The sequence below is a fragment of the Streptomyces sp. NPDC056347 genome, from assembly GCF_042262625.1.
GTDB lineage: Bacteria > Actinomycetota > Actinomycetes > Streptomycetales > Streptomycetaceae > Streptomyces.
The window spans coordinates 1-19,369 of record NZ_JBHJQP010000019.1 but is presented as its reverse complement, the minus strand read 5'-3'; the positions used below and the strand labels follow the sequence as shown (position 1 = coordinate 19,369).

The 19,369-nt window shown below is 68.4% G+C and carries 19 protein-coding genes and 1 pseudogene; 6 read left to right on the top strand and 14 right to left on the bottom strand.

Going from position 1 to position 19,369, the window contains the following annotated elements; all coding sequences use genetic code 11:
• The first annotated feature begins 93 nt into the window (after window positions 1–93).
• Entirely contained in the window at window positions 94–1,365 is a 1,272-nt protein-coding gene (locus ACFCV8_RS07300) for a hypothetical protein (RefSeq protein ID WP_376684286.1), read from the top strand.
• Window positions 1,366–1,493: 128 nt separating this feature from the next.
• Here the strand turns inward: ACFCV8_RS07300 and ACFCV8_RS07295 are convergent, their stop codons facing one another.
• Both ACFCV8_RS07295 and ACFCV8_RS07290 read right to left on the bottom strand, forming a co-directional pair.
• A complete protein-coding gene (locus ACFCV8_RS07295; RefSeq protein ID WP_376684285.1) occupies window positions 1,494–1,754 on the bottom strand; it encodes a DUF3761 domain-containing protein in 261 nt (86 codons plus the stop codon).
• A 162-nt stretch (window positions 1,755–1,916) separates the two neighbouring features.
• Window positions 1,917–2,618: a DUF1524 domain-containing protein gene (locus tag ACFCV8_RS07290; protein ID WP_376684284.1), complete on the bottom strand. Its 702-nt coding sequence runs from the start codon at window positions 2,616–2,618 to the stop codon at window positions 1,917–1,919.
• Window positions 2,619–3,266: 648 nt separating this feature from the next.
• On the opposite strand from ACFCV8_RS07290, the gene ACFCV8_RS07285 reads away from it, so the two are divergent.
• Window positions 3,267–3,770, top strand: coding sequence for a hypothetical protein (locus ACFCV8_RS07285; RefSeq protein ID WP_376684283.1), 504 nt, complete (start codon window positions 3,267–3,269; stop codon window positions 3,768–3,770).
• 168 nt (window positions 3,771–3,938) lie between these two features.
• Here the strand turns inward: ACFCV8_RS07285 and ACFCV8_RS07280 are convergent, their stop codons facing one another.
• Window positions 3,939–4,085, bottom strand: a complete 147-nt coding sequence (locus tag ACFCV8_RS07280; protein ID WP_376684282.1) for a hypothetical protein — start codon at window positions 4,083–4,085, stop codon at window positions 3,939–3,941.
• Between the two features lie 314 nt (window positions 4,086–4,399).
• Window positions 4,400–4,657 carry a hypothetical protein gene (locus tag ACFCV8_RS07275; protein WP_376684281.1) on the bottom strand — a complete coding sequence of 86 codons (258 nt, stop codon included), beginning with the start codon at window positions 4,655–4,657 and terminating at the stop codon, window positions 4,400–4,402.
• Between the two features lie 576 nt (window positions 4,658–5,233).
• Between ACFCV8_RS07275 and ACFCV8_RS07270 the strand changes: the two are divergent.
• Window positions 5,234–5,554 (top strand): annotated as a pseudogene (locus tag ACFCV8_RS07270) (ATP-binding protein); the annotation flags it as partial.
• A gap of 337 nt (window positions 5,555–5,891) precedes the next feature.
• Here ACFCV8_RS07270 and ACFCV8_RS07265 read toward each other — a convergent pair.
• From ACFCV8_RS07265 to ACFCV8_RS07235, 7 genes are all read right to left on the bottom strand, one after another.
• A complete protein-coding gene (locus ACFCV8_RS07265; protein ID WP_376684280.1) occupies window positions 5,892–7,715 on the bottom strand; it encodes a hypothetical protein in 1,824 nt (607 codons plus the stop codon).
• A gap of 147 nt (window positions 7,716–7,862) precedes the next feature.
• Window positions 7,863–8,387 carry a hypothetical protein gene (locus ACFCV8_RS07260; RefSeq protein WP_376684279.1) on the bottom strand — a complete coding sequence of 175 codons (525 nt, stop codon included), beginning with the start codon at window positions 8,385–8,387 and terminating at the stop codon, window positions 7,863–7,865.
• Window positions 8,388–8,461: 74 nt separating this feature from the next.
• A complete protein-coding gene (locus tag ACFCV8_RS07255) occupies window positions 8,462–9,208 on the bottom strand; it encodes a TIGR02391 family protein (RefSeq protein ID WP_376684278.1) in 747 nt (248 codons plus the stop codon).
• Window positions 9,209–9,425: 217 nt separating this feature from the next.
• On the bottom strand, window positions 9,426–10,130 hold the full coding sequence (locus tag ACFCV8_RS07250; RefSeq protein WP_376684277.1) for a hypothetical protein: 705 nt from the start codon (window positions 10,128–10,130) through the stop codon (window positions 9,426–9,428).
• Window positions 10,131–10,490: 360 nt separating this feature from the next.
• On the bottom strand, window positions 10,491–11,363 hold the full coding sequence (locus ACFCV8_RS07245; protein WP_376684276.1) for a DciA family protein: 873 nt from the start codon (window positions 11,361–11,363) through the stop codon (window positions 10,491–10,493).
• A gap of 9 nt (window positions 11,364–11,372) precedes the next feature.
• On the bottom strand, window positions 11,373–12,869 hold the full coding sequence (locus ACFCV8_RS07240) for a transcriptional regulator (protein ID WP_376684332.1): 1,497 nt from the start codon (window positions 12,867–12,869) through the stop codon (window positions 11,373–11,375).
• A 786-nt stretch (window positions 12,870–13,655) separates the two neighbouring features.
• The gene (locus ACFCV8_RS07235; protein WP_376684275.1) at window positions 13,656–13,964 is read right to left on the bottom strand and encodes a helix-turn-helix transcriptional regulator; all 309 of its coding nucleotides are present in this window, start codon (window positions 13,962–13,964) and stop codon (window positions 13,656–13,658) included.
• 114 nt (window positions 13,965–14,078) lie between these two features.
• On the opposite strand from ACFCV8_RS07235, the gene ACFCV8_RS07230 reads away from it, so the two are divergent.
• Together ACFCV8_RS07230 and ACFCV8_RS07225 are read left to right on the top strand one after the other, a co-directional pair.
• Window positions 14,079–14,726, top strand: a complete 648-nt coding sequence (locus ACFCV8_RS07230; protein ID WP_376684274.1) for an HAD family hydrolase — start codon at window positions 14,079–14,081, stop codon at window positions 14,724–14,726.
• Window positions 14,727–14,730: 4 nt separating this feature from the next.
• Window positions 14,731–15,570 (top strand): DUF1932 domain-containing protein, encoded by an 840-nt coding sequence (locus ACFCV8_RS07225; protein ID WP_376684273.1) that lies wholly within the window; start codon window positions 14,731–14,733, stop codon window positions 15,568–15,570.
• Window positions 15,571–15,577: 7 nt separating this feature from the next.
• Here ACFCV8_RS07225 and ACFCV8_RS07220 read toward each other — a convergent pair whose 3' ends face one another.
• From ACFCV8_RS07220 to ACFCV8_RS07210, 3 genes are all read right to left on the bottom strand, one after another.
• Window positions 15,578–16,144: a guanylate kinase gene (locus ACFCV8_RS07220; protein WP_376684272.1), complete on the bottom strand. Its 567-nt coding sequence runs from the start codon at window positions 16,142–16,144 to the stop codon at window positions 15,578–15,580.
• Window positions 16,141–17,175, bottom strand: coding sequence for an AAA family ATPase (locus tag ACFCV8_RS07215; protein WP_376684271.1), 1,035 nt, complete (start codon window positions 17,173–17,175; stop codon window positions 16,141–16,143). The genes ACFCV8_RS07220 and ACFCV8_RS07215 overlap by 4 nt, the downstream gene beginning before the upstream one ends.
• A 166-nt stretch (window positions 17,176–17,341) precedes the next feature.
• On the bottom strand, window positions 17,342–18,100 hold the full coding sequence (locus ACFCV8_RS07210; RefSeq protein ID WP_376684270.1) for a GntR family transcriptional regulator: 759 nt from the start codon (window positions 18,098–18,100) through the stop codon (window positions 17,342–17,344).
• A 403-nt stretch (window positions 18,101–18,503) separates the two neighbouring features.
• Here ACFCV8_RS07210 and ACFCV8_RS07205 point away from each other — a divergent pair, with 403 nt between their 5' ends.
• Window positions 18,504–19,340 carry a hypothetical protein gene (locus ACFCV8_RS07205; RefSeq protein ID WP_376684269.1) on the top strand — a complete coding sequence of 279 codons (837 nt, stop codon included), beginning with the start codon at window positions 18,504–18,506 and terminating at the stop codon, window positions 19,338–19,340.
• Window positions 19,341–19,369 lie beyond the last annotated feature (29 nt).

Here is a 19,369-nt window from a genome sequence, read left to right as displayed (position 1 = left end):
CGGGTTGATCGGTATCTCCCGCAGCAAAGGCCCCGGTCGGGCAGCATACGCAGTGAATTCACACCACTACTTTTTGCAACCAATGGGGGGCAGATGTCACGGCCGAAGGAAACCGACTACACCGCCACGCTCACGATGCTGCACGCCACCGTGATGAACACGGGGACCGACCTGCGCGACACCATCGGCAAGGGCGTCGAGCGGCTGGAGGCGAGCGGGCAGACGGCCCAGGAGGCCACCAAGCAGGCCCTGGTCGACGAGCTCGATCGCATGCGGGCGAACCTGCGCGAGGCCCGGGACCGGCTGACGACCGGCGGGGACATGCTGAGCGCAGAAGTCCGCGGGGCCGTGAGCGCCCTGCGAACCGAGATGTGCGAGGTGAAGGAAGCACTCAGGGCCCTCACTCCGCCCGCCCCGCTCACGGCGCCGCAGCCGCCTCTCACCAGCAACGGATCCGCACCCGCCGCACATACGGCCCCGCCGAACGGCGCCGGACCCGTATCCGCGGCCGCCGGGCAGATGGCCACCGAGCCCACAGTCGTCCAGGACCCCGCACCGCAGAGCGCGACCCTCGTGATTCCGGCCCAGCGCGACGAGGAGCTCCCCGACACTCACCACGCCCCCGTCGTGGCTCGGGCCGCGGAGATCCGGCTCGCGGTGCGCGAGGCCCTGGCCCAGGAGCTCGCCCCTCTGCAGGCCACGCTGGAGGAGCAGCCCACTGCCCTGCTGGCCGGTGTCCGTGAAGACGTGCGGGCACACCTGGACGGAGCGGTCGGCGGATTGCGCGAGCGGATCGACGAGGTGCGCGAGGAACTGCTTGCCGAACTGGCCTCCCTGAGCCAGGGGGCGGCCGAGCTGCGGGCCGGGATGGAGCAGGACGCGGCCGGCGAGCCTTCGGTGAACGTGTGCGAGGAGCACAGCGCGCTGCTGCGGGAGGCGGCCCGGGTCTCCTCCGCGACGGTGCTGTGCCACCGGGACGCCTGGGAGTTCATCACGGCCCACGCCGGCCGCCAGCCGCACTTCAGGGCACCCGCGCAGGTCCTCGGCAAGGAAGAGGAACGCGTTCGCGCGGCGCTGTCCGGGCGGTCCCTGATCGCGCTGCTGATCGCCCTGCACTCGGTCAAGGAAACCGCGACCGAGGGAGACGGCGACAAGGAACTGGCCACCGTGCTCTACGACCGGGTCAAGGAAAGCCTGACCGGACTCTCCGCCACGGGCCGGCCGGTCACCATCACCCTCGACGACCGCGCCGCCCCCGGCGACATCACACCGGCCAGCGAGACCGACGAGCCGGAACCGTCGCCCGAACCCGACGGCAAGCCCGGTGAACAGCCCGACGAGAAGAGCGAGGGCGAGAAGGAGTAGCCGCGAGCCAGCAGCACGCGGGCCCGTACGGACGGAAGATCTGCACGGGCCCGAACGGTGAAGAGCCCCTCGGTATCGCCGGGGCCACTACGCCGGGACGCAGCCGATCACGGAGTCGGCCGGTCCAGTTACTTGTACCAGTAGCGGACGCCTCCATGGCCACTGCAGGTGCCGCGGAAATGCTGCGCCGAGCTGTAGGTGCTGTCCTTGCACTGGGCGGTCGTTCCTGCCGGGTGTGTGCTGCCGGCCCTGCACTCCCCGGTGGTGTGGCGCGCACACGCACCCGTGGCACTGGACTGGGCGGCCGGGACGAGGAGCGCGACGGCGACAACGACCGCGGCGAAGGTGCTGCGGAGAACGCCGCGGCGGGCGGCGGCAGTGCTGGTCACGATGAGGCCTTTCCTGAGGTGAATTCGCACGTGTGGCGTGGGTGGTGGCGGTGTGCCGCAGGGGAAGAGCCGGGGCAAGCTCTGTGCTTCCCCTGCGGCGGTTCGGGTCCGGGCATGAGCGCCCGGTGCCCAAGCCGATCTGCCGGCGGTCTGGCCGGGGGATCAGGTGTCGCAGGTGTCGAGCATCTGGACCAGGGCGCCGACCTCGGACGGGTTGGCGGTGAGGTGATAGGTGGCCTTCACGCTGATCCAGGCCCTGCTATAGGTGCACCAGTACGACTGGAGCGGCGGGCGCCAGTTGCCGGGGTCCTTGTCGCCCTTCGCCCGGTTGCTGTTGGCGGAGACCGCGATCAGCTGCGAGTGCGTCAAGTCGTTCGCGAAGGCCCGGCGCTCGGGAGTTGTCCACGCGGATGCCCCTGACCGCCACGCCTCCTTCAGCGGGACGACGTGGTCGATGTCGAGGCCGGACGCGGAAGAGAAGCTCTTGCCGTCGTACTCCGAGTACCAGGTGCCGCTGGTCGCACGGCACTGGTCGTCCTGAACGACGTCCTGGCCGTCGCGCTGGAGGACGACTTCACGGGTGTCGCAGGTGCCGTACTGGGTGATCCAGTGCGGGAACTTCGCGCGGGAGTAGCCGGGGACGTCGTCCTCGTCGGCGACGGTGAGGTGCGCGAGCTGCAGACGTGCCTCGGCCGTGTCCGGCGGCGGAGGAAGTTCACGAGCAGCGGGAGCCTGACGGGCGGTAACGGAAACAGGGGCAGCGGGCGCTACCGCGGCCGCGGTAGCGGGAGCGGCGGTCAGTGCCGCTCCGGCGAGGGCCACGGCGGCGGTGAGCAGCGTGGTTCGGCGCAGACGTCGGATCATGCCGATCATGCTCGGCGCCGCCGCGCTGCGGGATCCCCGCTACGGGGGTGGGTTCACTCTGGCGGGTGGGAAATCGTACCGGCCGTCTGTGCCGAGAGCTCAAGTCATGACCTGGAGCAGGGTGTTGCCGTTTGCCGGGTGCGAGGTGCGCCCGGCTGCCCGGGCCGAGTTGCAGCAGAGGCGAGCGTCGGCGATCGTCACGACCTGCTCAGTACCTCACGTGGAGGGGTCGCTTCTGGGCCGTGGTGATCGCAGCGACATCGGCGCCGGGCTCCAAACGGACCGAGTCCAGCCATTTGGACTGGTGAGCGACTTGAGATACGAGATCGGCTGTCTGATGCGGTTCGGTTTGGCTTCGATGGGCAGCGAGATGAACGGCCGACTGGCGTAACGGCCCGGATCGCCGGATTCTGCGGTCAGCCGTACCGCGGAAGGGGTGCCGCTTTTGATCAACCCTGCACACTTTCAAGTGCAGCGAGCCATTTTCACTCATTCGGCGGCCCACTGCATGCTTTATCGGAAAACCCTGCCCAAGATTGAAGTACCAACGGAAATCCGTACTGGAAAAATGGTGCGAGGGTCGCCGCGCCAAGGATTCGACCAACGACTGAATGGGGTGTCTGCGGGGTGGCGAATATGATATGGGAATTGAATATTGATGGACGCCGGTTTCAGGTGAGAATTCTGAAAGAGGCTGACATTCTCACGCGGTGGGGTGATGTCGAGTTGGCCCTGAGGAAAGCATTTAAAGGGGCCCATTACAACGATGCGGGATATTCTTCGGACAATCCGGTGCGTTTTACTCGCTCGGGCGTTGACGGCGACCTGGGTGCCGGAGTTGTGCATCTCATTGCAGAGGATGAGATGCAGGAAATTGTCGGAGGATTCTTCTGCTTGCCGACCCGATCACAGAAAGGCGATAGGAGTTGTGATGTCGGGTGGGTGTTCCTGGACCCTGATCTTGATCGCAGGTACCGCAGAGGTGTCTTGGGGGCAATGATGGAGAAGGGATTTCAAATCGTCAAGGCGGGCGGCTTTGAGCGAATCGTTTCAAACATGGGAACTGAGGCCGGGAGTGCCGCGCTAACCCGCTACGGGTTTGAGCATTCACCGGTTCCCGGTAAGTGGAACCGTTGGGTGAAGGAACTCTAGGAAGGACTCGGCATCTGGTGGCAACGTACTGTGCGAGAGGGCCGGGCTTCGCCCTTGACGATGCCGAACTCGCGGTAGGTCTTCTGCACGGTCTCCTCGTAGCGGCGAGGCAGGGCAGACAGCCCACCATGAGCGGCGGGGTCCTCGCGCACGCGAAACTCCTGCCAATTACGAGAACAACGTGACCTGCCACTCCGGCCCCAGCAGGCCGCTCAGGGCTTGAATGCCCTGTTCCAGCAGGTGCGCCTCTCTGATCTGCGGAGGTTCCACCTGGCCATCATCAAACGCCGGCCAGGCAAAGTTGCTCAGATTCAAGACTTTACTGGCTCAGTAAAGTCTCTGTTTCGGGCAAGTTTTCCTTGGAATCGAACTTACCCGGGCCAGGTAACTTGCTCCCTCAGGCAACATCCGTGGCCCGCCACACCACTCCCCCACGGCAGCCCGGCCGTAGGGGGCGATGCGGAAGGGGGTGCCGGCGGCGAACCGCCCGTCCGCTGCGGGCCGCCTCGAGCCACCTTGCTGAGCACAGGCCCGGCACGCCCGCCGGGGATCCCGGCCATCGCGTCGCCCCTGCCCCCGGGGACTGTCCGGCCCGAAGGCGGCGACCGTCACCCAGAGCGGCCTCCCGGTCAGGCTTCCGGCGCGGCCCCGGCCGCCATCCTGGTGGTTGCCTTCAGCTCCATCCGCCGGCCCACGAGGTCTCCGCCGGTGAACGGTCCCCAGTACGGATGAGTATTGATGGTCTCCGACAGGGCCAGGCATTCCTGGCGGAGCCCGGCGACGGCGGCCTTCTCCTCGTCCGTCCAGCCGGGCGACGGCGGCCGCCCGCCGGTCACCTCACCGGTGTGGGAGTGCTCCTTGCCCGGCCAGCCGTCATGCGGGTCCACGCACCAGGGCAGACCGCGCCCGAGCACCTCGAGCTCGGCGGTGGCCTGTCGGCCGCCACGTTATTCCCCGCTCTGAGTCGATCTTGAGCAAGTAATTCCCCAGCTGAGCACGCAATTCCCCACCGGGATGACGTACGCGTGTCGCGCTGGGTGTGGTCCTCACCAGACGGACGCTTCCCTCGTGCAGATGTGCGAGGGGTGGTATGGCGAGGAGAACGTTCACCGTGGTCGATGTGACCGAAGTTCTGATCCACTGGTATGCCGGGCGCTCGAAGACCGAGCTCGCGGACTCGCTGGGGATCGACCGCAAGACGATCCGCAAGTACCTGGCCCCGGCTGTGGCTGCCGGGATCACCCCTGGTGGGCCGCCGATGACGTCGGCGGACTGGGCCGGGCTGGTCAGAGAGTGGTTTCCGCAGCTCGCGGACACGCGGCTGCGGCAGATCACCTGGCCGCAGATCGCTGCCCACCACGAGTTCATCAAGGAGATGCTGCCTCTCCTGACGATGGCGACGATCCGCCCGCTTCGCCAAGACCAGCCGGGCCCTCGCCGACCTCGCCGGAGGCCGCGCGGACCACAGCTGGGACCGCCGCCTGCGCGAACTCGCCCGCCCCGACGTCCTCATCCTCGACGACTTCGCCATGCGCGAGCTCACCCCACCCCAGGCCGACGACCTCTACGAACTGATCACCGAACGCGCAGGCCGGTCACTGATCCTGACCTCCAACCGAGCCCCGCAGGACTGGTATCCGCTCTTCCCCAACCCCGTCGTCGCCGAGTCCCTCCTCGACCGCCTCATCAACAACAGCCACCAGCTCTTCATGAACGGAGCCAGCTATCGGCCGAACAAGCGACCCAGAGCAGCCACCGGGGACACCGGGAAGAAGGCTGGGTAGTCATCAGAACAGGGCCACACCCGGGGAATTACCTGCTCACAGCCCCGGGGAATTGAATGACGGACGACAGTCCGCGTCCTTCCCGGAGAAGTGCAGGTCATCGCTCGCGCCCGGTAGCTCCTCTGCCGGGCGCTGCTCGCCGCAGTAGTCCATCCTGGTGTCCCGGTCCTTGGCCGGAACCCACATATGGCTTCCTTTCCGGCCGGGAACGAAGAGCGGCGCGACGCCCCCGGTGGCAATGCCGACGACGGTCTGGCCGACGGTGACTCCGATGCGACGCTGGCGGCCTGGGAGTCCGCGAGGTCCCAGCGGCTGCCGGCGGCTGAGGAGGCAGGGGTCAGCCCCACAGCTTGCGGGTGAACTCTGCTGCCCAGTCGATCCGTTCGCGGTGCGGGCCGTTGGGCATGCAGCGGGCCCCCGCCGGGGCCTGGCACTTCGGGCATCTGACTTCCCGCGGCTGCCAGGTCCGGGCTGCCGTGCCACCGGGCGGTTGTTCGCTGCCTTCTTCGCGGCGCTGCCGTGGTGGCCGGAAGCGGGCGTCGCTGTGGTGCAGGACTCTGCGTAGGCGTTCGTCGTGCGGGAGCTGCCGCGCCCGGCCGGGGCCGACCCGGTCGTCGTTGCCGCACGGCTTCCCCGCCACGGCGTAGCACCGCGGGCAGGTTTCGCTGTACCAGTCCGCGCGCGCGACCTGTCGGTGCAGTCGGCGCTCGCCCTTTTGCTGCTGTACGTTTCGGTCCCTGTCGGGCTTCGGTGTGCGGTCCGGGACGGATTTTCTCTGTGCGGGAAGTGCCTGTTCAGGTGCCGACGTCTTTTGCTCGCGCTGCACGCGGGCCTTCCACACCTCGACCTGGCTCTTCTCGCTGCGCGGGAGTTGATCACCGGCTTTGACGGCCAGATCGGTGAGCACGGCGACCCGGCGCCGCTTCTCCGTCCCCAGCATGGTGCGGCCGTGACGACGCAGGGTGCGTAAGGTCGTGCGTACCTGCTGCAGTGCTTCCGCCTTCTGCCGGGCCGTTCTCCGACGGTTCTCTTCCTCGGCTTCGGCCGCGGCGTTGAGCCTGCGGGCGGTTTCCTCCTGTTCCCGAAGCACTCCGGCAAGGAAAGTGGCGGCCGCCCCGGCCGTCTGGATTTCGCTGTCGGTGCGGTCGTGGGCCGCGATCGCGTTCACGCGGGTCAGCAGTCCGCGGGCCTCCTGGACGTTCCCGTCGGCCACGACTTCGTCCAGCCGAGAGAACATCTCCTGCCGGGCCGCGGCCTGCTCCTGCAGCCAGGTCTTGGCGTCCTGGAGAACAATGTCGATCTGGGCCCGGGTCTCCGGGTCCAGGCCGTCCAGGGTTTCCAGGGTGTGGCTGATGCGAGTCACCACGACGACGGCCCCCACAGCGCGGGCCTCTTCGATGCGGCGGAACAGGACCTGGGTCTGGGTCCGCGCGTCGGGCGACTTCCTGTCCGTGCGTGTGGCCCGGAGGGTCGGCGCGGGCGTGCTGCGGGACCGGACGATCCGTTCGACTGCCGGGGTGGAAAGGCCGCGTTCCGTCATCTCGCATTCGCCCAGTGAGAACCATTCGGTGGGGCGGGCGAAGGCCTCGGTCCCGATACGGACCCGTCGGCCGGTGCCTTCGCTGTCCAGACGGATACGGTGCACGTACCAGCGTTTGATCAGGGTGTCGTGGTCCACCGGGACCGATACGCCGAGGACCGGCTCGTCCTCGTTGTTCCACTCCGGTGCCACGCTCTGGTCCAGGTGCACTCGCAACTTCTTGTGCGCGAGGCGGATGTCGACCACGGAACCCAGCGGGCTGCCGTCCGGCTGCGCAAAGTCGATGTCGGCCTGCGCGCCGCGGCTGTGGAGCCAGGCGGCGGCCGCGGACTTCACGTAGAGGTGGTCGGCGCTGTTCACGCTGCGGGCTTGCCGGCTGCAGATGTGGGGCTGGCCGTCAGGGCCTGGGTGGTGGGCGAAGTGGCAGACCCGGTCGGTGTAGAGCTTCGTCGTCAGCTGGCCACCGCAGCCTCCGAGGAGGAGTCCGCACCAGAAGGAGTCGTTCTCGTGGTGGCTGCGGAAGTCATCCAGTTCGATGGCCTCCAACGGTAGGACGAGCGGCTCTTCGGAGTCCGGGCTGCCGAGAACCGCTGTCTGGATCTGCCGTCTGTCATGCCGCACGTGCCCCGCCCTTCCTTTTCGGCACAGCGTGGCAGCCGCCCCCTTGGCTTCGCAGCCGATCGCCCTCTTTACTCACCCCGGCTCACGCTGTGCGATCGCGCCCTGGCACAGGGAGGCTGGTGTCGCTGAACTCCTGTCAGGCGCTCGTCAGGTTCTGGTGCTGGCGGTCGGGGACGTTTCGGGGCCGGCGGGGGCGACCGCGTCGTCCACGGTGGCCGCCGGGACCTCGGCGGGTGAGGCGTCCTTCCGGATCTGGTCGACCACGGGCACGATGGCCTCATACATTCGCCGCGACATCGGCTCCACGCTGTCCCTGCCGAGCAGTCCGCCGCTCATGTCCTCGTTCAGCTGCTTGAGATAGTCCACGAGCTGCGAGCCGGTGAGCGTGACTTCCACCAGACCCCGCTTCCCGGCCGCACCGCCGGACCTGTGGGGCTTGGCGTCCCGGAACGAGTCGAGCTGCTTGTCCGGGAAGGCGGTGGTGCGTTCCCACATGTCCTTCGTGCAGGTGATCTTGAACGCGGCGACACCGGCGGCCTTGTGGAGACGCTCCTCGTGACCGGCTGGCGGATCGTCCGCGCAGCCGGTCACCAGAACGAGGAGGGAAACGAGGGTCAGTGCCGTTCGGACCGTGCGACGGCCGCGGCTGCGGAAAGGAGGCTGGGTGATCACCCGCCGATCATCGGCGCGCCCGTCACGAGGGCGGAGCCTTTCGACAGGTGATCACCGGAAAGGGTGAGATCGGGTCACGTGCCCGACTTCGGGTTCTGGCGGCGCCTGGCCCGTTCGACCTGCCGCAGGAGCAGGTCGGCGAGCTGGATGATCTCCGCCGCCTCCAGCGGATCGTCGAAGCTGACGGTGCGGTGGCTGGACGGATTCTTGTAGGCGCCCATGGCGCCGGCGAACAGGGCGGAGGCGGCTTCCTGCTCGCCACGTTCGGCTCCGGCGTCGGCGAGCGGGCCTCCGCCCTTGCCGTCCTGGTGGGGCTGGAATGCCCTGCGCATCAGCCCCACGCCGACCAGGGAGCTGTCGAGTCCCGAAACGTCCCGGACGGCAACCTCGACTGCTTTCATCGCAGCGAAGCAGGCCGTCTCGTAGTCACCCAGATGGAAGTTGGTGCGCACCGTTCCGTCCAGGGCGGGGTGCAGCGGACCGGAGAGCCGTCCGCAGGCTTCGAACCGTGCCAGGCCCTGCGGGTTCTGCGCGAGGTGTCTGCCGTCGCGGGAGAGCTGCCGGAAGCCATCCGACTGACCCGGCGCCCGGGACAGCAGCGCGTGCGCCTCCAGCCAGCACCAGGCGTCGGACAGACGGCTCAGGAGCACAACGCTGTCCGGCTCGCCCCGAAACGCCTCCCGTGCTGTACCGATTGTCGCCCCGTACTGCGGGAAGCTGTCGGCCTTGGCGAGGTACTGCAACAGAACGAGTGCGGCATCCCGGGTGGGCAGCTCCCGGAGCTGGTCCGCCGGAACCACAGGTTTGTAAACATATCGCATTTACTAACTGTACGTCATCACCCGAATGCTTTATGTAATTCCCTGTGGTTGCGGTGAACGGCCCTCGTTCGTTGGTGATGTCTCCGCCCAGGGGGCCGTGACGCGCCAGCCGCAGATCATGGAGCGTAGCCACCGGCGTTACTCCGAGCTGCCCGATTCGGCACCCGCAATGGCCGAGAAGACGCTGTTGCCGCGCCATGCGCCGCGGTGTGGCCAGCTACACCGCGGGGCTGCAACGTGCGCAGCGCTTGTAGTTGCGGCCTCCCTTGGGTCCCGTGTTCTTGCTGATCCACTGATGTGCTTCCTCGGCGGTCATGCTCTGCATTCGTGGATAGTTCTGATTACCGTCGAAGTCACTGCGGCCGCTGTGGGGATCGACGCTGTGGGCGTACCGGCGAAGCGCTTCCACGTAAGCCGGCCCGGTTGGCCTGGCGTACGTCGCGGGATTGTGGCGGGCCACTACCGAGCAGGTGGTTTCGTGGATGCCGGTCTGTCCTGCGGTGAACGGGTATTCCTCAGGGGCGGTGAACCGGGCCCACTCCCTGTCGGCGGAGTCGAGCAGGGCGTCGAACCACCCTTTGCGTTCACCCTGGCACAGCGGACATCCTTCCTGCGCGCGGCAGACCGCCAGCTGGTCGTCCTCATCCTCGTCTTCGAAGCAGCGAAGCGGTCCGTACAGCTGGGCTACGCCCTCCAGCAGAGCCGCGCGCGCGTCGGCGGCCTGCACCTGACCGGCCGCCACGGCGTCCAGCATGTCCAGTACCGCAGGCAGCTCGATCGCGAAGCCCCACCCTTCGGCGATCCCGCGCGGCCGGCTCTCAGGGAAGTGGTCCCGGTAGTACAGGTGCACCGTGTCGAAGGTGCGGTCGCCGAAGCGCATCGTCAACGCCGGGTAACGCCGCGGGGTGAAGCCGGCGGTCACCACAGGAGCCTGCGCTCGAGGCGGCGGCAAGGCGCCTGTTGCCAGGCGCTTTGCCGTCTTGGGTCGAGCTTTCCTCTTCGCCACTGTCATTCCCCTCTCGGTAGGTCAAGTACTGTACCCACACGTCTAGTTACACTCCGTGCGCGACGTGTGGCCTCCGCAACCGCCTGCACCTCATGCGGTGCGGCGTGCGGCGTGATCCACGCGTTCAAGCCGTGGGAGAGTTCACCTACGGACCGTCCCCGGCTACGACGGGCCGGTGATCTCCGGCCTGCCCTCCCGCCTCCGCATCGCTGAGCACGCGGCCTTCTTGCCCGGCCGCCGACTGTCGGTGCCGTAGCCCTGGATCCGCGCGCCCCGTCATGCGGTGGTGCGCAGCGGGAGGGGCGCGGCGGGGACCAAGGCGGCGGTCCCGGCCTGCCGGGCGGCACGTTCCGCGCGGGCCCGCCGGAGGGCGGCTGCCTCGATGGCGGCGGCTTCACGGCGGCGCTGGAGATGGGCAGCGTTGATTGGCGCCGGCGCATCCTCGACAGCAGCCTCCATCTCGGGAAACGCCCTGCGGCTGAGCTCGCGCATTGCCCTGGTCTGCCGCTCGACAGCTTCCGCGATCCCCGGGTCCAGCCGCTGGGCGGGTGTGACGGCCTGGTGCGCGGCGAGCGCCCGGTGGAACCCCGGTGACGCCTCCTGCCTGGTCTTCACCGCCACCTCGGGCGCGGCCGCGGACTTCGAAACGACGCCTGGCCTCCGGAGCACCGGGGCCGTCGTGCCCACGCGCAGGACGCGGACGGTGCGGACCACTTGAGTGCCGACCGCGTCGTTCGCCGCGGCGACGATCCGGGAGCTGATCAGGCGCAGATGCGTCGCGTACGCGGGCGAGTCCGGGCGAAGGTCCAGTTGCCCCGTTTCCGCGTGGAAGGCGACCGCCTGGACGTGCACGGCGAGCTTCGGGGAGAGGGCGGCCGCGATGTCCGGCCACTGGTCCAGGACGTTCCCGCCAGCGGCCGGGACGTCCCAGGCCCGGTCGGCCATCAGGTTCTGGAGTACGGCGGCGAACCCGGAGGGCTCCCGCCCGTCCCGCCGCGTGGTCGTTGTCCGGCGGCGGTGCGGGGTGCGGGCACCGTTGTTCTTCGCGGCCAGCCGAGCCTGCTGCAGGGCAAGGCGGGCGAGATCGGCACCGGACGGCCCTGCGGAAGCGTCGTTGCCGGTCCGGTCGGCGGTGGTCTGCTCGGTCATGTCGGCCTCCTACCGGTGTCCGTAGGTCATCAGCGAGCTGAGGGAGCCGCTTCTGAGCTGGTTGGCACGGCGCACCAGGCGCTCGCCGAAGATGCGCAGAGCTGTTGCCGGGTCCATGGATGTGATCAGCGTGGTCTCGCCGAGCATGAGTTCGTCCCTGGCGGTGGCGCGGAGCTCGGCGAGTTCCTGCTCGCTCGGTGCCAGCCCGGCGTCCTGGTCGTCGACGACGTCGGTATGGTCCTGGCGGTGGCCGCCGTTTGCCGCGTTCTTGACCTGGGCGAATGCCTCTTCCACTTCGTGGCGGACCGCATGGCTGGCGGGTGCGGTCCAGTCGCCGTCGTAGCGCTCGGTGCGGGCGCGGACCTGCTGGATGCGGTGACGGCGGGCGGCTTCCTGGGCGCCGCGCCACTGCTCGATGGCGTCGGCCCGCTTGGCGGGGGTGTCGAGGGTGGTCTCGGCGCCGGCCAGCAGTACGGCGAGCAGGCCGGAGCCGCGGCGGACCCGGGCTACCTCGCCGCGCAGGTGGAGCCAGGCCCGTACGTCGGTGGAGGTCCATCCGGCATCGGCCACGTTCCGGGCGACCCAGGCAATCCGGGCGACCGAGCAGCCGCGGAGCCAGTCCACCTCCTGGACGAGCTCACGGGCCAACTGGAAGCGTCGGCCGACCGCGTTCAGTTTCCGGCGACCACCGGGCCTGCTGGCGGGCTCCTTCGGGGTGGGGAACTTCGCTTCCCCGCTAGCGAGCTTTTCCTCAGGGGGGGAAGAAGTAGCACCCGCAGAAGGACACGCTGAGGTACCGACCTGCATTGGGGTGCAACGGACCTCACCGGAAACAGCCGTCACAGAGGCCTGCTCAGCACCCTTCCGGGCACCCTTCACCGATGCCTTCGACGACATCTTCGAGCGGGGCTTGCGCACCTTCCGTGACGCCTTCTTCGCCAGTTTCGCCATCAGCTCCCGGCCGGCCTCCGCGATCCCGGTCATCGCCCGCGTGTACTCCGGCGCAGCGGTGTCCCGCAGGACCGTGCGGGTCCCCAGCGCGGCATCGAACTCGACCGGGATCATCCGCGCGAACTCCGACGCCTGCGCCTTCTCACCGCGGATCCGGGTGCCCCGCACGACGTACGCAAGCAGCCCCGTCTCCCGCAGCATCCCCAGGTGATACTCCACCGACCGCTCCGACAGCCCGGTGCGGCGCACCAGGTACTCGATCCCCGGACGGCACGGGAAAAGCTCCGCCAGCTCCTGGGCGACACGCACCGTCGTCGGCCCGAAGCTACGCGGCCCGTGCGACCGGTGCCGCCGCGGCTCGTAGAGACCGGACCCGGCAACCCAGTGGACCGCCTGCATCCAGGAGTAACCGTCGCCCGCGACCCGGCCCAGCGTCGTCGACAGCCACTGGGACGCCTCCGGCACGAACAGGGCGGGCAGCACGTCGACCGCCCCGCCGACCGGCGAACCGGACGGACGTGGGGACGGGATCACCACAGCGGCCGACGCCGCCACGGAGCTCAACGGCCGACCCGCACGTACGAGACAGAGATCATCCCGGCAGCCTCGCGCGGACCACCTGTGGACAGAGGCCCAGAACCCGTGAGAGCCCCGCTGCCTCCCGCACGGCGGTGAAGAACTTCGGATCGCGTCCCACCACACGGGCCGGCCCCATCGAGGATGCCGACGGAGTTGTCGACGTCCTTGAGGGCCTCCGAGAGCGGGTGCACAAGCCGGTCGACCGTGCCCGGCGAGACCGCCCTGAAAGCACCCGGCTTGTAGCTTCCTACGGGAAGCCCCACTTCCGGTACGAACAGAGCGAAACGGAATGAGTCGGACGCTTCCAGCTTTTCAGGGGACGCAACATCAGGCACTATGGCGAGTACCTACCTTCCATATGGCTGGACCGACCGAGCCCTCCGGGCTGGATCGACCCCAGGTGTGTGGATGTGCGGGCCGCCCCCTTCGTGAGAAGAGGGCGGACACCGATCAGGCGGGGATTTCTCCTTTCCTCTTGAATCCGGTGGACCGCAGGGCCCCTGTCACAGGGCTCCGCGGCTCGGCAGTGCGTCGACCGTTGTCAGCCGGTCGGGGTGTTGCTGGTGGCCCTTGTCAGGGGCCGACCCGCTTGTCGAAGGCGGGGTTTTGCTAGGTGAACTGGCTCGATGAGCCGAAGCTCAGGACCGGCGTCAACCGGGACTGAGCAGCCGAACTGAGGTGTCACGCCCAGTCGGTGCGAAGGGCCGCGTGGCCGAAGCGGATTGTCAGTCCGCAAGGTGGCGCGCGGCCGGTGGCGTTACGTCACCCCGACCCCCTTGAATCCGAGGCTGGCGTCGGCGTGCCCTCATTCAGCCCAGCAGCCTTGGGGAATCGCTCGGCGAGCCGCTTGAGTAGGTGGATGTAGGCAGTGCGCTGAGGGCGCCGAGGGTTGCTCTTGCCTAGTTCCCAGCGCACCACGGCGAGGCGCTTCACGCCGACCGCTTCCGCGATGTCCTGCTGCGTGAGGTTCGCCGCGAGGCGCAGCTGGGCGCGTACGCGCGGCGGAGGCAGGACGTCGTCCAGGCCGTCGAGCAGGGCATCAACCCGCTTCAGGCGGTCCGGGTCGGACATAGCACAGGCTCCCATGATCGATGGATCTCTGAAACATACACTATTTGATCTCCGGTGGGGGTGTGCTGCTGCCGTGAACGGCGCTGAGTCCGACGCCCGGTAGGGTCCAGGACCGTGCACCAACTCGCGCTCTTCGATCTGGACGGCACGCTGGCCGACCGAAAGTCGGCGCTCAGCGACGCGTTGACGCGTCTGTGCCGATCCCGCACGCTCTCCCCTGACGCCGAGCGGTGGCTGCGCATCGAGTTGGCCGATCGCGCGACTGTCAACGACTTCGCCCGGCTGCAGGAAGCCTTCGGTCTGGAGGTGGCGGCCGCGGACCTGTGGCGGGAGTACGTCGACCTCATGTCGGCCGCCGTCACCTGCCGTCCCGAGGTCCTCGAGGGCCTGGCCCATCTGCGCGCAGCCGCCTGGACGATCGGCATCATCACCAACGGGGCCAGCGATATCCAGCGCGCCAAACTCGCCGGAACCGGTCTCGCCGAGCTGGTCGACGGCGTCGCCGCCTCGGGCGACGTGGAGATCCGCAAGCCGGACCGGCGCCTCTTTGAACTCGCGGCCACCCGGTGCGGTGTCAGCCTCGCGGACGGCGGCTGGATGGTCGGCGACAACCCGACCGGGGACATCGGCGGCGGCCATCAGGTCGGCCTGCGCACCATCTGGCTGCGCGGCCGACCCTGGCCAGACGGGCTCCCCCTCGCGCGCCACGTCGTCGACGACGTCACCGACGCCATCACCATCCTGCTCAACGAGACGGAGTAGCACCGTGGACCAGCTGACCATCGGCATCCTCCACCCCGGCAGCATGGGCGCCGCCGTCGCCGCCTGCGCCGCGACCAACGCGACCGCGGTCCTGTGGTGCGAGACCGGGCGCAGCACCGCGTCCGTGGAGCGTGCCGCCCGGTTCGGGCTGACATCCGTGGCGACGCTGGCTGAGCTGCTGGACCGCAGCGACATCGTCATCAGCCTCTGCCCGCCGGCCGCAGCCGAGGACCTGGCCCGCGCCGTCGCCGGGCACCGCTTCGCCGGGGTGTACGTAGAGGCGAATGCCATCAACCCCGAGCGCACGCAGCGGATCGCCACGCTGCTCGAACGCGGCGCGACCGTCGTAGACGGCGGCGTCGTCGGCTCCCCGCCGGTCGGCGGCAAGACGCCGACCCTGTACCTGTCCGGCCCGGCCGCCGCGACCGAGCGCATCGAGGCGCTGTTCGCGGACACGGCCGTTCGGACTGCGGTGCTGGGCGCAGAGATCGGGAAGGCGTCTGCGCTGAAGCTGGCGTACGCGTCGTTCCAGAAGACCTCGCGGGTCCTGGTGGCGCTCGCGGTTGGGATGGCACGCGAGCACGGTGTCGACCAGGAGCTCATCGAGGTCGCCTCCCGGCGCACCGACTCGTACCTCTCCGAGCCGCGGTACGTCGCCAAGACCGCGGCCCGGGCATGGCGCTGGGGCCCCGAGCTGGAAGAAGCCGCCGACACGCTCGAGGCCGCCGGCCTTCCGCCAGAGATGCTGCGCGCGGCCGCGTCCACGCTGGCACGGTGGAACGACGTCAAGGACGACAGCAAGCTCACGCTCACCGACGCCCTGGACCGACTCGCCCAGCCGTAACCCGCACTCATGCCGTCGTCGCCCCCGCCCGCCGCGCCAGCAGCTGATCGACGAGCCGCGCCGTGTCCCGCGGGGCCACCTTCGAGGTGTCGACGGTCAGGTCCCAGGTCATACCCGGGTGCTTGTCCAGGTCCTCGCGGGTCGCATCCCACGCCGCTAGGCGCGCCGCGGTGTCGCTGTCGCCGCGCCCCGCAGACCGCTCTTCGGTCACCTCGCGCGAACACCACAGCAGCACCACCGACCAGTCGGCCGGGTACCCGTCGACCAGTGCTCGGATGCCGTCGACCTGCCCAAGGTGCACCACAGGCACCCCGGCGCCGAAGGCCGTGTTCAGGCCGGGAGTGTCGATGACGTAGGTGTTGCCGTACCGCACGTTCGCGTAGACGACGTTCCCCGCTGCCTCCAACGCACTCAGATGCTCCGCCGTCCCCATCCGGTAGCCGACCGACTTCCCCGAGCCCACTTTGAGCCGGGTGAACTGGCGGTACTCCTTGGCGAGTTCGGTGAGTGCTGCGGTGACCGTATCTTTCCCCGACGCCGGCGGGCCATAGAGGATCACACCCTGCTGCGTCATAGCGGCATTGCCCCGATGGCCTGCCGGGCCTGGTCCGCAAGCGAAATCGCCGTACCCAAGCGGTTGTCGACCACGAGGTGCGGCACGGCCGGGCGTAGGTCCACGTCGATCGTCGTCAGGTACTCATCCCAGCGTTCCAGCTTCCACGCATCGCGCGCGGCTCCCCGGTGGGAGATGTACTCATACATGGACTCGACATCGCAGCGCACCCAGATGGGCGCGACGTCGACACCCCGGGCCGAGCACTTGTTGATCAGCCTCTGCATCCACTGCTCATCGCCCAGTTCCGCGATGAACGGGGCGGTGACCACGGTGGAGATGCCACAGTGAACGTTTGAGTACACGGCCTGCATCAGGGCTGCGTACTCGGCCGGACGCACCCGCTCACGGTAGAGATCCGTGTGTCGATCGTGTGGCTCAGACCCCAGCGAGATCAGCAGCGGCTCCACGAGCGGCCTGGTCAGCGGGTCCTTATCGACCAGCGGCCAGCCCGTCAGCTGTGTCAGGAACCGCGCAAACTCGGTTTTACCGCTACCCGCGAAACCGCCGACGAGGACGACGCACGGCTTGTGCGGGTCACCGCCCGTGCGGCGCCGCTTCCACGCCTCCATGACACGCTGCTGCCAACCGTAGCTGTCGAACCCGCCGCCATCCGCGATCCGGGTCAACGCTCGCTCCACTGCGATCACGTGGGATCCGTTGCGCTGCTCCGGCAGCGGAGTCACCTCGAACTGGGCGACTTCCTCCCCCGGCAGAGCCGGCCGGAACCCCAGCGACGGCTCCGTCGCGCGATACAGCAGGCAGTACACCCGACGGTACGGCGGCCCGGGGTAGCTCTCCCCCGTCTCGTGCATGCTCAGCGTCTGCGGATTTGCCGCAGGCACCTCCAGCCCGGCCTGCTCTGCCACGAGCCGCAGTCGCTCGCCAGCTTCCTCAAGCGTCAGACCATGGGCCTCGCGATGCTCACGCAGCTTGTCCGGGCGCCATCCCGCGCGACGTCGTCCCACCCCTTGATCCTCCGTCAGCCTCATGCTCCGGACCCTAAGTGCAGGGCCCGAAATCCCATGTGTACGAACTCGTTGATTACTCGTTGAGGAATCTCTGCACGAACTTGACGAGCTATCCGTGATGTTCTTCCAAGCCTTCCTCCGGTGTGATTGCGAGCACACCGGAGGAAGGGAAAGGGCCGTGAGAGTTCTACGCGTCGAAGGCGTACTCAAGAACGTAGGCCGCACTGTCGAGTGTCATCTCATTGACCTCGACTGCGCGTTCGCTCGCGTCGAACGCCGTCCTGCAGATCTTGATGACAGGTCGCTCGATCGGCATGCCCAGACGCGCAGCCTCGTCTGTGACGGGCAGCCGACAGCGGATCTCCTCTCGGAAATGGGCTGGCTCGTGCCCAAGCTCCTTGAGACGGGCGTAAATGCCTCCCTCGCCGGTGTCGACTTGCGTGATTGCAGACCCCTCGACCATGTCCAGCGAGAGGTACGACGTAGCGAGCATCACGGGACGGCCGTCGACGATGTACCTGCGCGACCGGGCACAGACACGCGCCTCGGGCTCAAGGGCCAAGGCCTGACTGACGTACGCCGGAGCAGTGACTGTGCCAACGCGGGCCTCAACGGTCACGTCTCGATTGCCAGCCTCGTCCGTCGACCAGATCGAGTTGCCGCTCGCCCAACGCGCGCGAGCAAGGCGCTCGATCCCGTGGCGTCGAATTGGCAGGAACGAGAGAACGCGAGCGCCGGCGCCCTTCTTCGTCTCCACAAGTCCTTCATTCCGGAGAACCTTGAGCGCTTGTCGCGCCGTGAGCGCAGCTACTCCGTACTGCTCAGCCAGGGCGGACTCGCCCGGGAGCCGGTTGCCGGGCTCGTACTCACCGGATTCGATCGCAGCCTTCAGAGCGTCAGCGATCACCCGGTACTTCGGCCGCTGAGGGCCCTTCTCGCTAGGCATGTGCCTCCCTACCTCGCTAGCGATCCTAGGGCTGCGTGCTAGCGACCCACCGGTTGGGGCGCGCGGGTCGTGCTCGGTAGCGATAAGAAACATGCCTTGACCATACCTCGTTAGCGAGGTTCTTGACATAGCTAACGAGCAATGTGATTCTTTACCTCGTTAGCGAGGTGGTGATCCAACGGGTCACCACTCCTCCACGCTCCACCGCAGCAGTCGCCACTTCGGTGGCCCCGTGAGTCTGAGGCAACTAACTCCTCTCGGGTCCGTGACCTCTGCGTGAACCGTCGCAGCGCGAATGCGCTGTCAGTCCGTCAGGACACCCGGGAACGTACCGGTGTGACCTGACGGGCCGAGAGAGCACCCGCGACGCAGCACCCCTCCGCCTGTCCTGAGGAGATTCCCCATGTCCACAGCCCTCCGCGAGGTCGAGACCGTGAGCCGCGAGCGCAAGCGCCGGACGCGGTCCCGCACGATCAGCCACCTTGACCCGATCGTCGTTTCCAAGCTCCCGGCGCACGAGTACGACCTCGATCCCGCCTGCATCTCTCTGGTGTGCCCGTCCTGCCGCACGTGGGTTCCGATCCGCGTCGCCGCGACGAAGCGGGCCACGGCCAAGCTGGTCCCGCACCACACGGAGACCGCCGGCACCGAGGACCCGGTCCGCTGCCCCGGCAGCCACCGCCTGGTCACGATCAACGTCACCGTCGCCACGTGGTCCCGCCGCCTGGAGGAGGGCATCTCGGAGACCAACGGCCGCCGCGCCGACCGCGTCATCCGCAAGCCCCAGCCGATGCCTACCCCAGCTGTCGTGCAGATCGTCGGCGGCCTCGTCGACGACAAGACGGCCCGCACGCTGCACCAGGTGCACGTCAAGAGCTGCACGACCTGCTCCGCCACCACCCCCCGGTGCGCGGACGGCCGCCGTCTTGCGCACCTCGCCGCCCACACCCAGCGGACCGCACCCCTGCGCCGCCAGAGGCAGACGCAGCAGGAGGAGCAGGCCGACAAGCGCTCCTGGGCACTACGTCTCCTGCACGACCAGCAGTGGGAGAAGGTGGCCGGCCCGGTCCACAAGACCGACCAGCAGCGCGTCCGCGACGTCCTGACCGCGCTGCGCAAAATGCTCAACGCCCCGACCAAGCCCGGCGCCCGGCCGCTCACCACGTGGGAGCGGGCCGACCTCCAGACCACGATCGCGGTCCTGGAACGGCAAGAGAAGGACCTCACCCACCGCTGGTAGGCGCTGAACGAACGACCACGGCCGGTCAC

Coding starts and splice junctions, on each gene's coding strand:
- ACFCV8_RS07300 (WP_376684286.1), top strand. CDS start 94: ATGTCACGGCCGAAGGAAACCGACTACACCGCCACGCTCACGATGCTG.
- ACFCV8_RS07290 (WP_376684284.1), bottom strand. CDS start 2,618: ATGATCCGACGTCTGCGCCGAACCACGCTGCTCACCGCCGCCGTGGCC.
- ACFCV8_RS07255 (WP_376684278.1), bottom strand. CDS start 9,208: ATGCGATATGTTTACAAACCTGTGGTTCCGGCGGACCAGCTCCGGGAG.
- ACFCV8_RS07245 (WP_376684276.1), bottom strand. CDS start 11,363: ATGACCGAGCAGACCACCGCCGACCGGACCGGCAACGACGCTTCCGCA.
- ACFCV8_RS07235 (WP_376684275.1), bottom strand. CDS start 13,964: ATGTCCGACCCGGACCGCCTGAAGCGGGTTGATGCCCTGCTCGACGGC.
- ACFCV8_RS07220 (WP_376684272.1), bottom strand. CDS start 16,144: ATGACGCAGCAGGGTGTGATCCTCTATGGCCCGCCGGCGTCGGGGAAA.
- ACFCV8_RS07215 (WP_376684271.1), bottom strand. CDS start 17,175: ATGAGGCTGACGGAGGATCAAGGGGTGGGACGACGTCGCGCGGGATGG.
- ACFCV8_RS07210 (WP_376684270.1), bottom strand. CDS start 18,100: ATGCCTAGCGAGAAGGGCCCTCAGCGGCCGAAGTACCGGGTGATCGCT.
- ACFCV8_RS07205 (WP_376684269.1), top strand. CDS start 18,504: ATGTCCACAGCCCTCCGCGAGGTCGAGACCGTGAGCCGCGAGCGCAAG.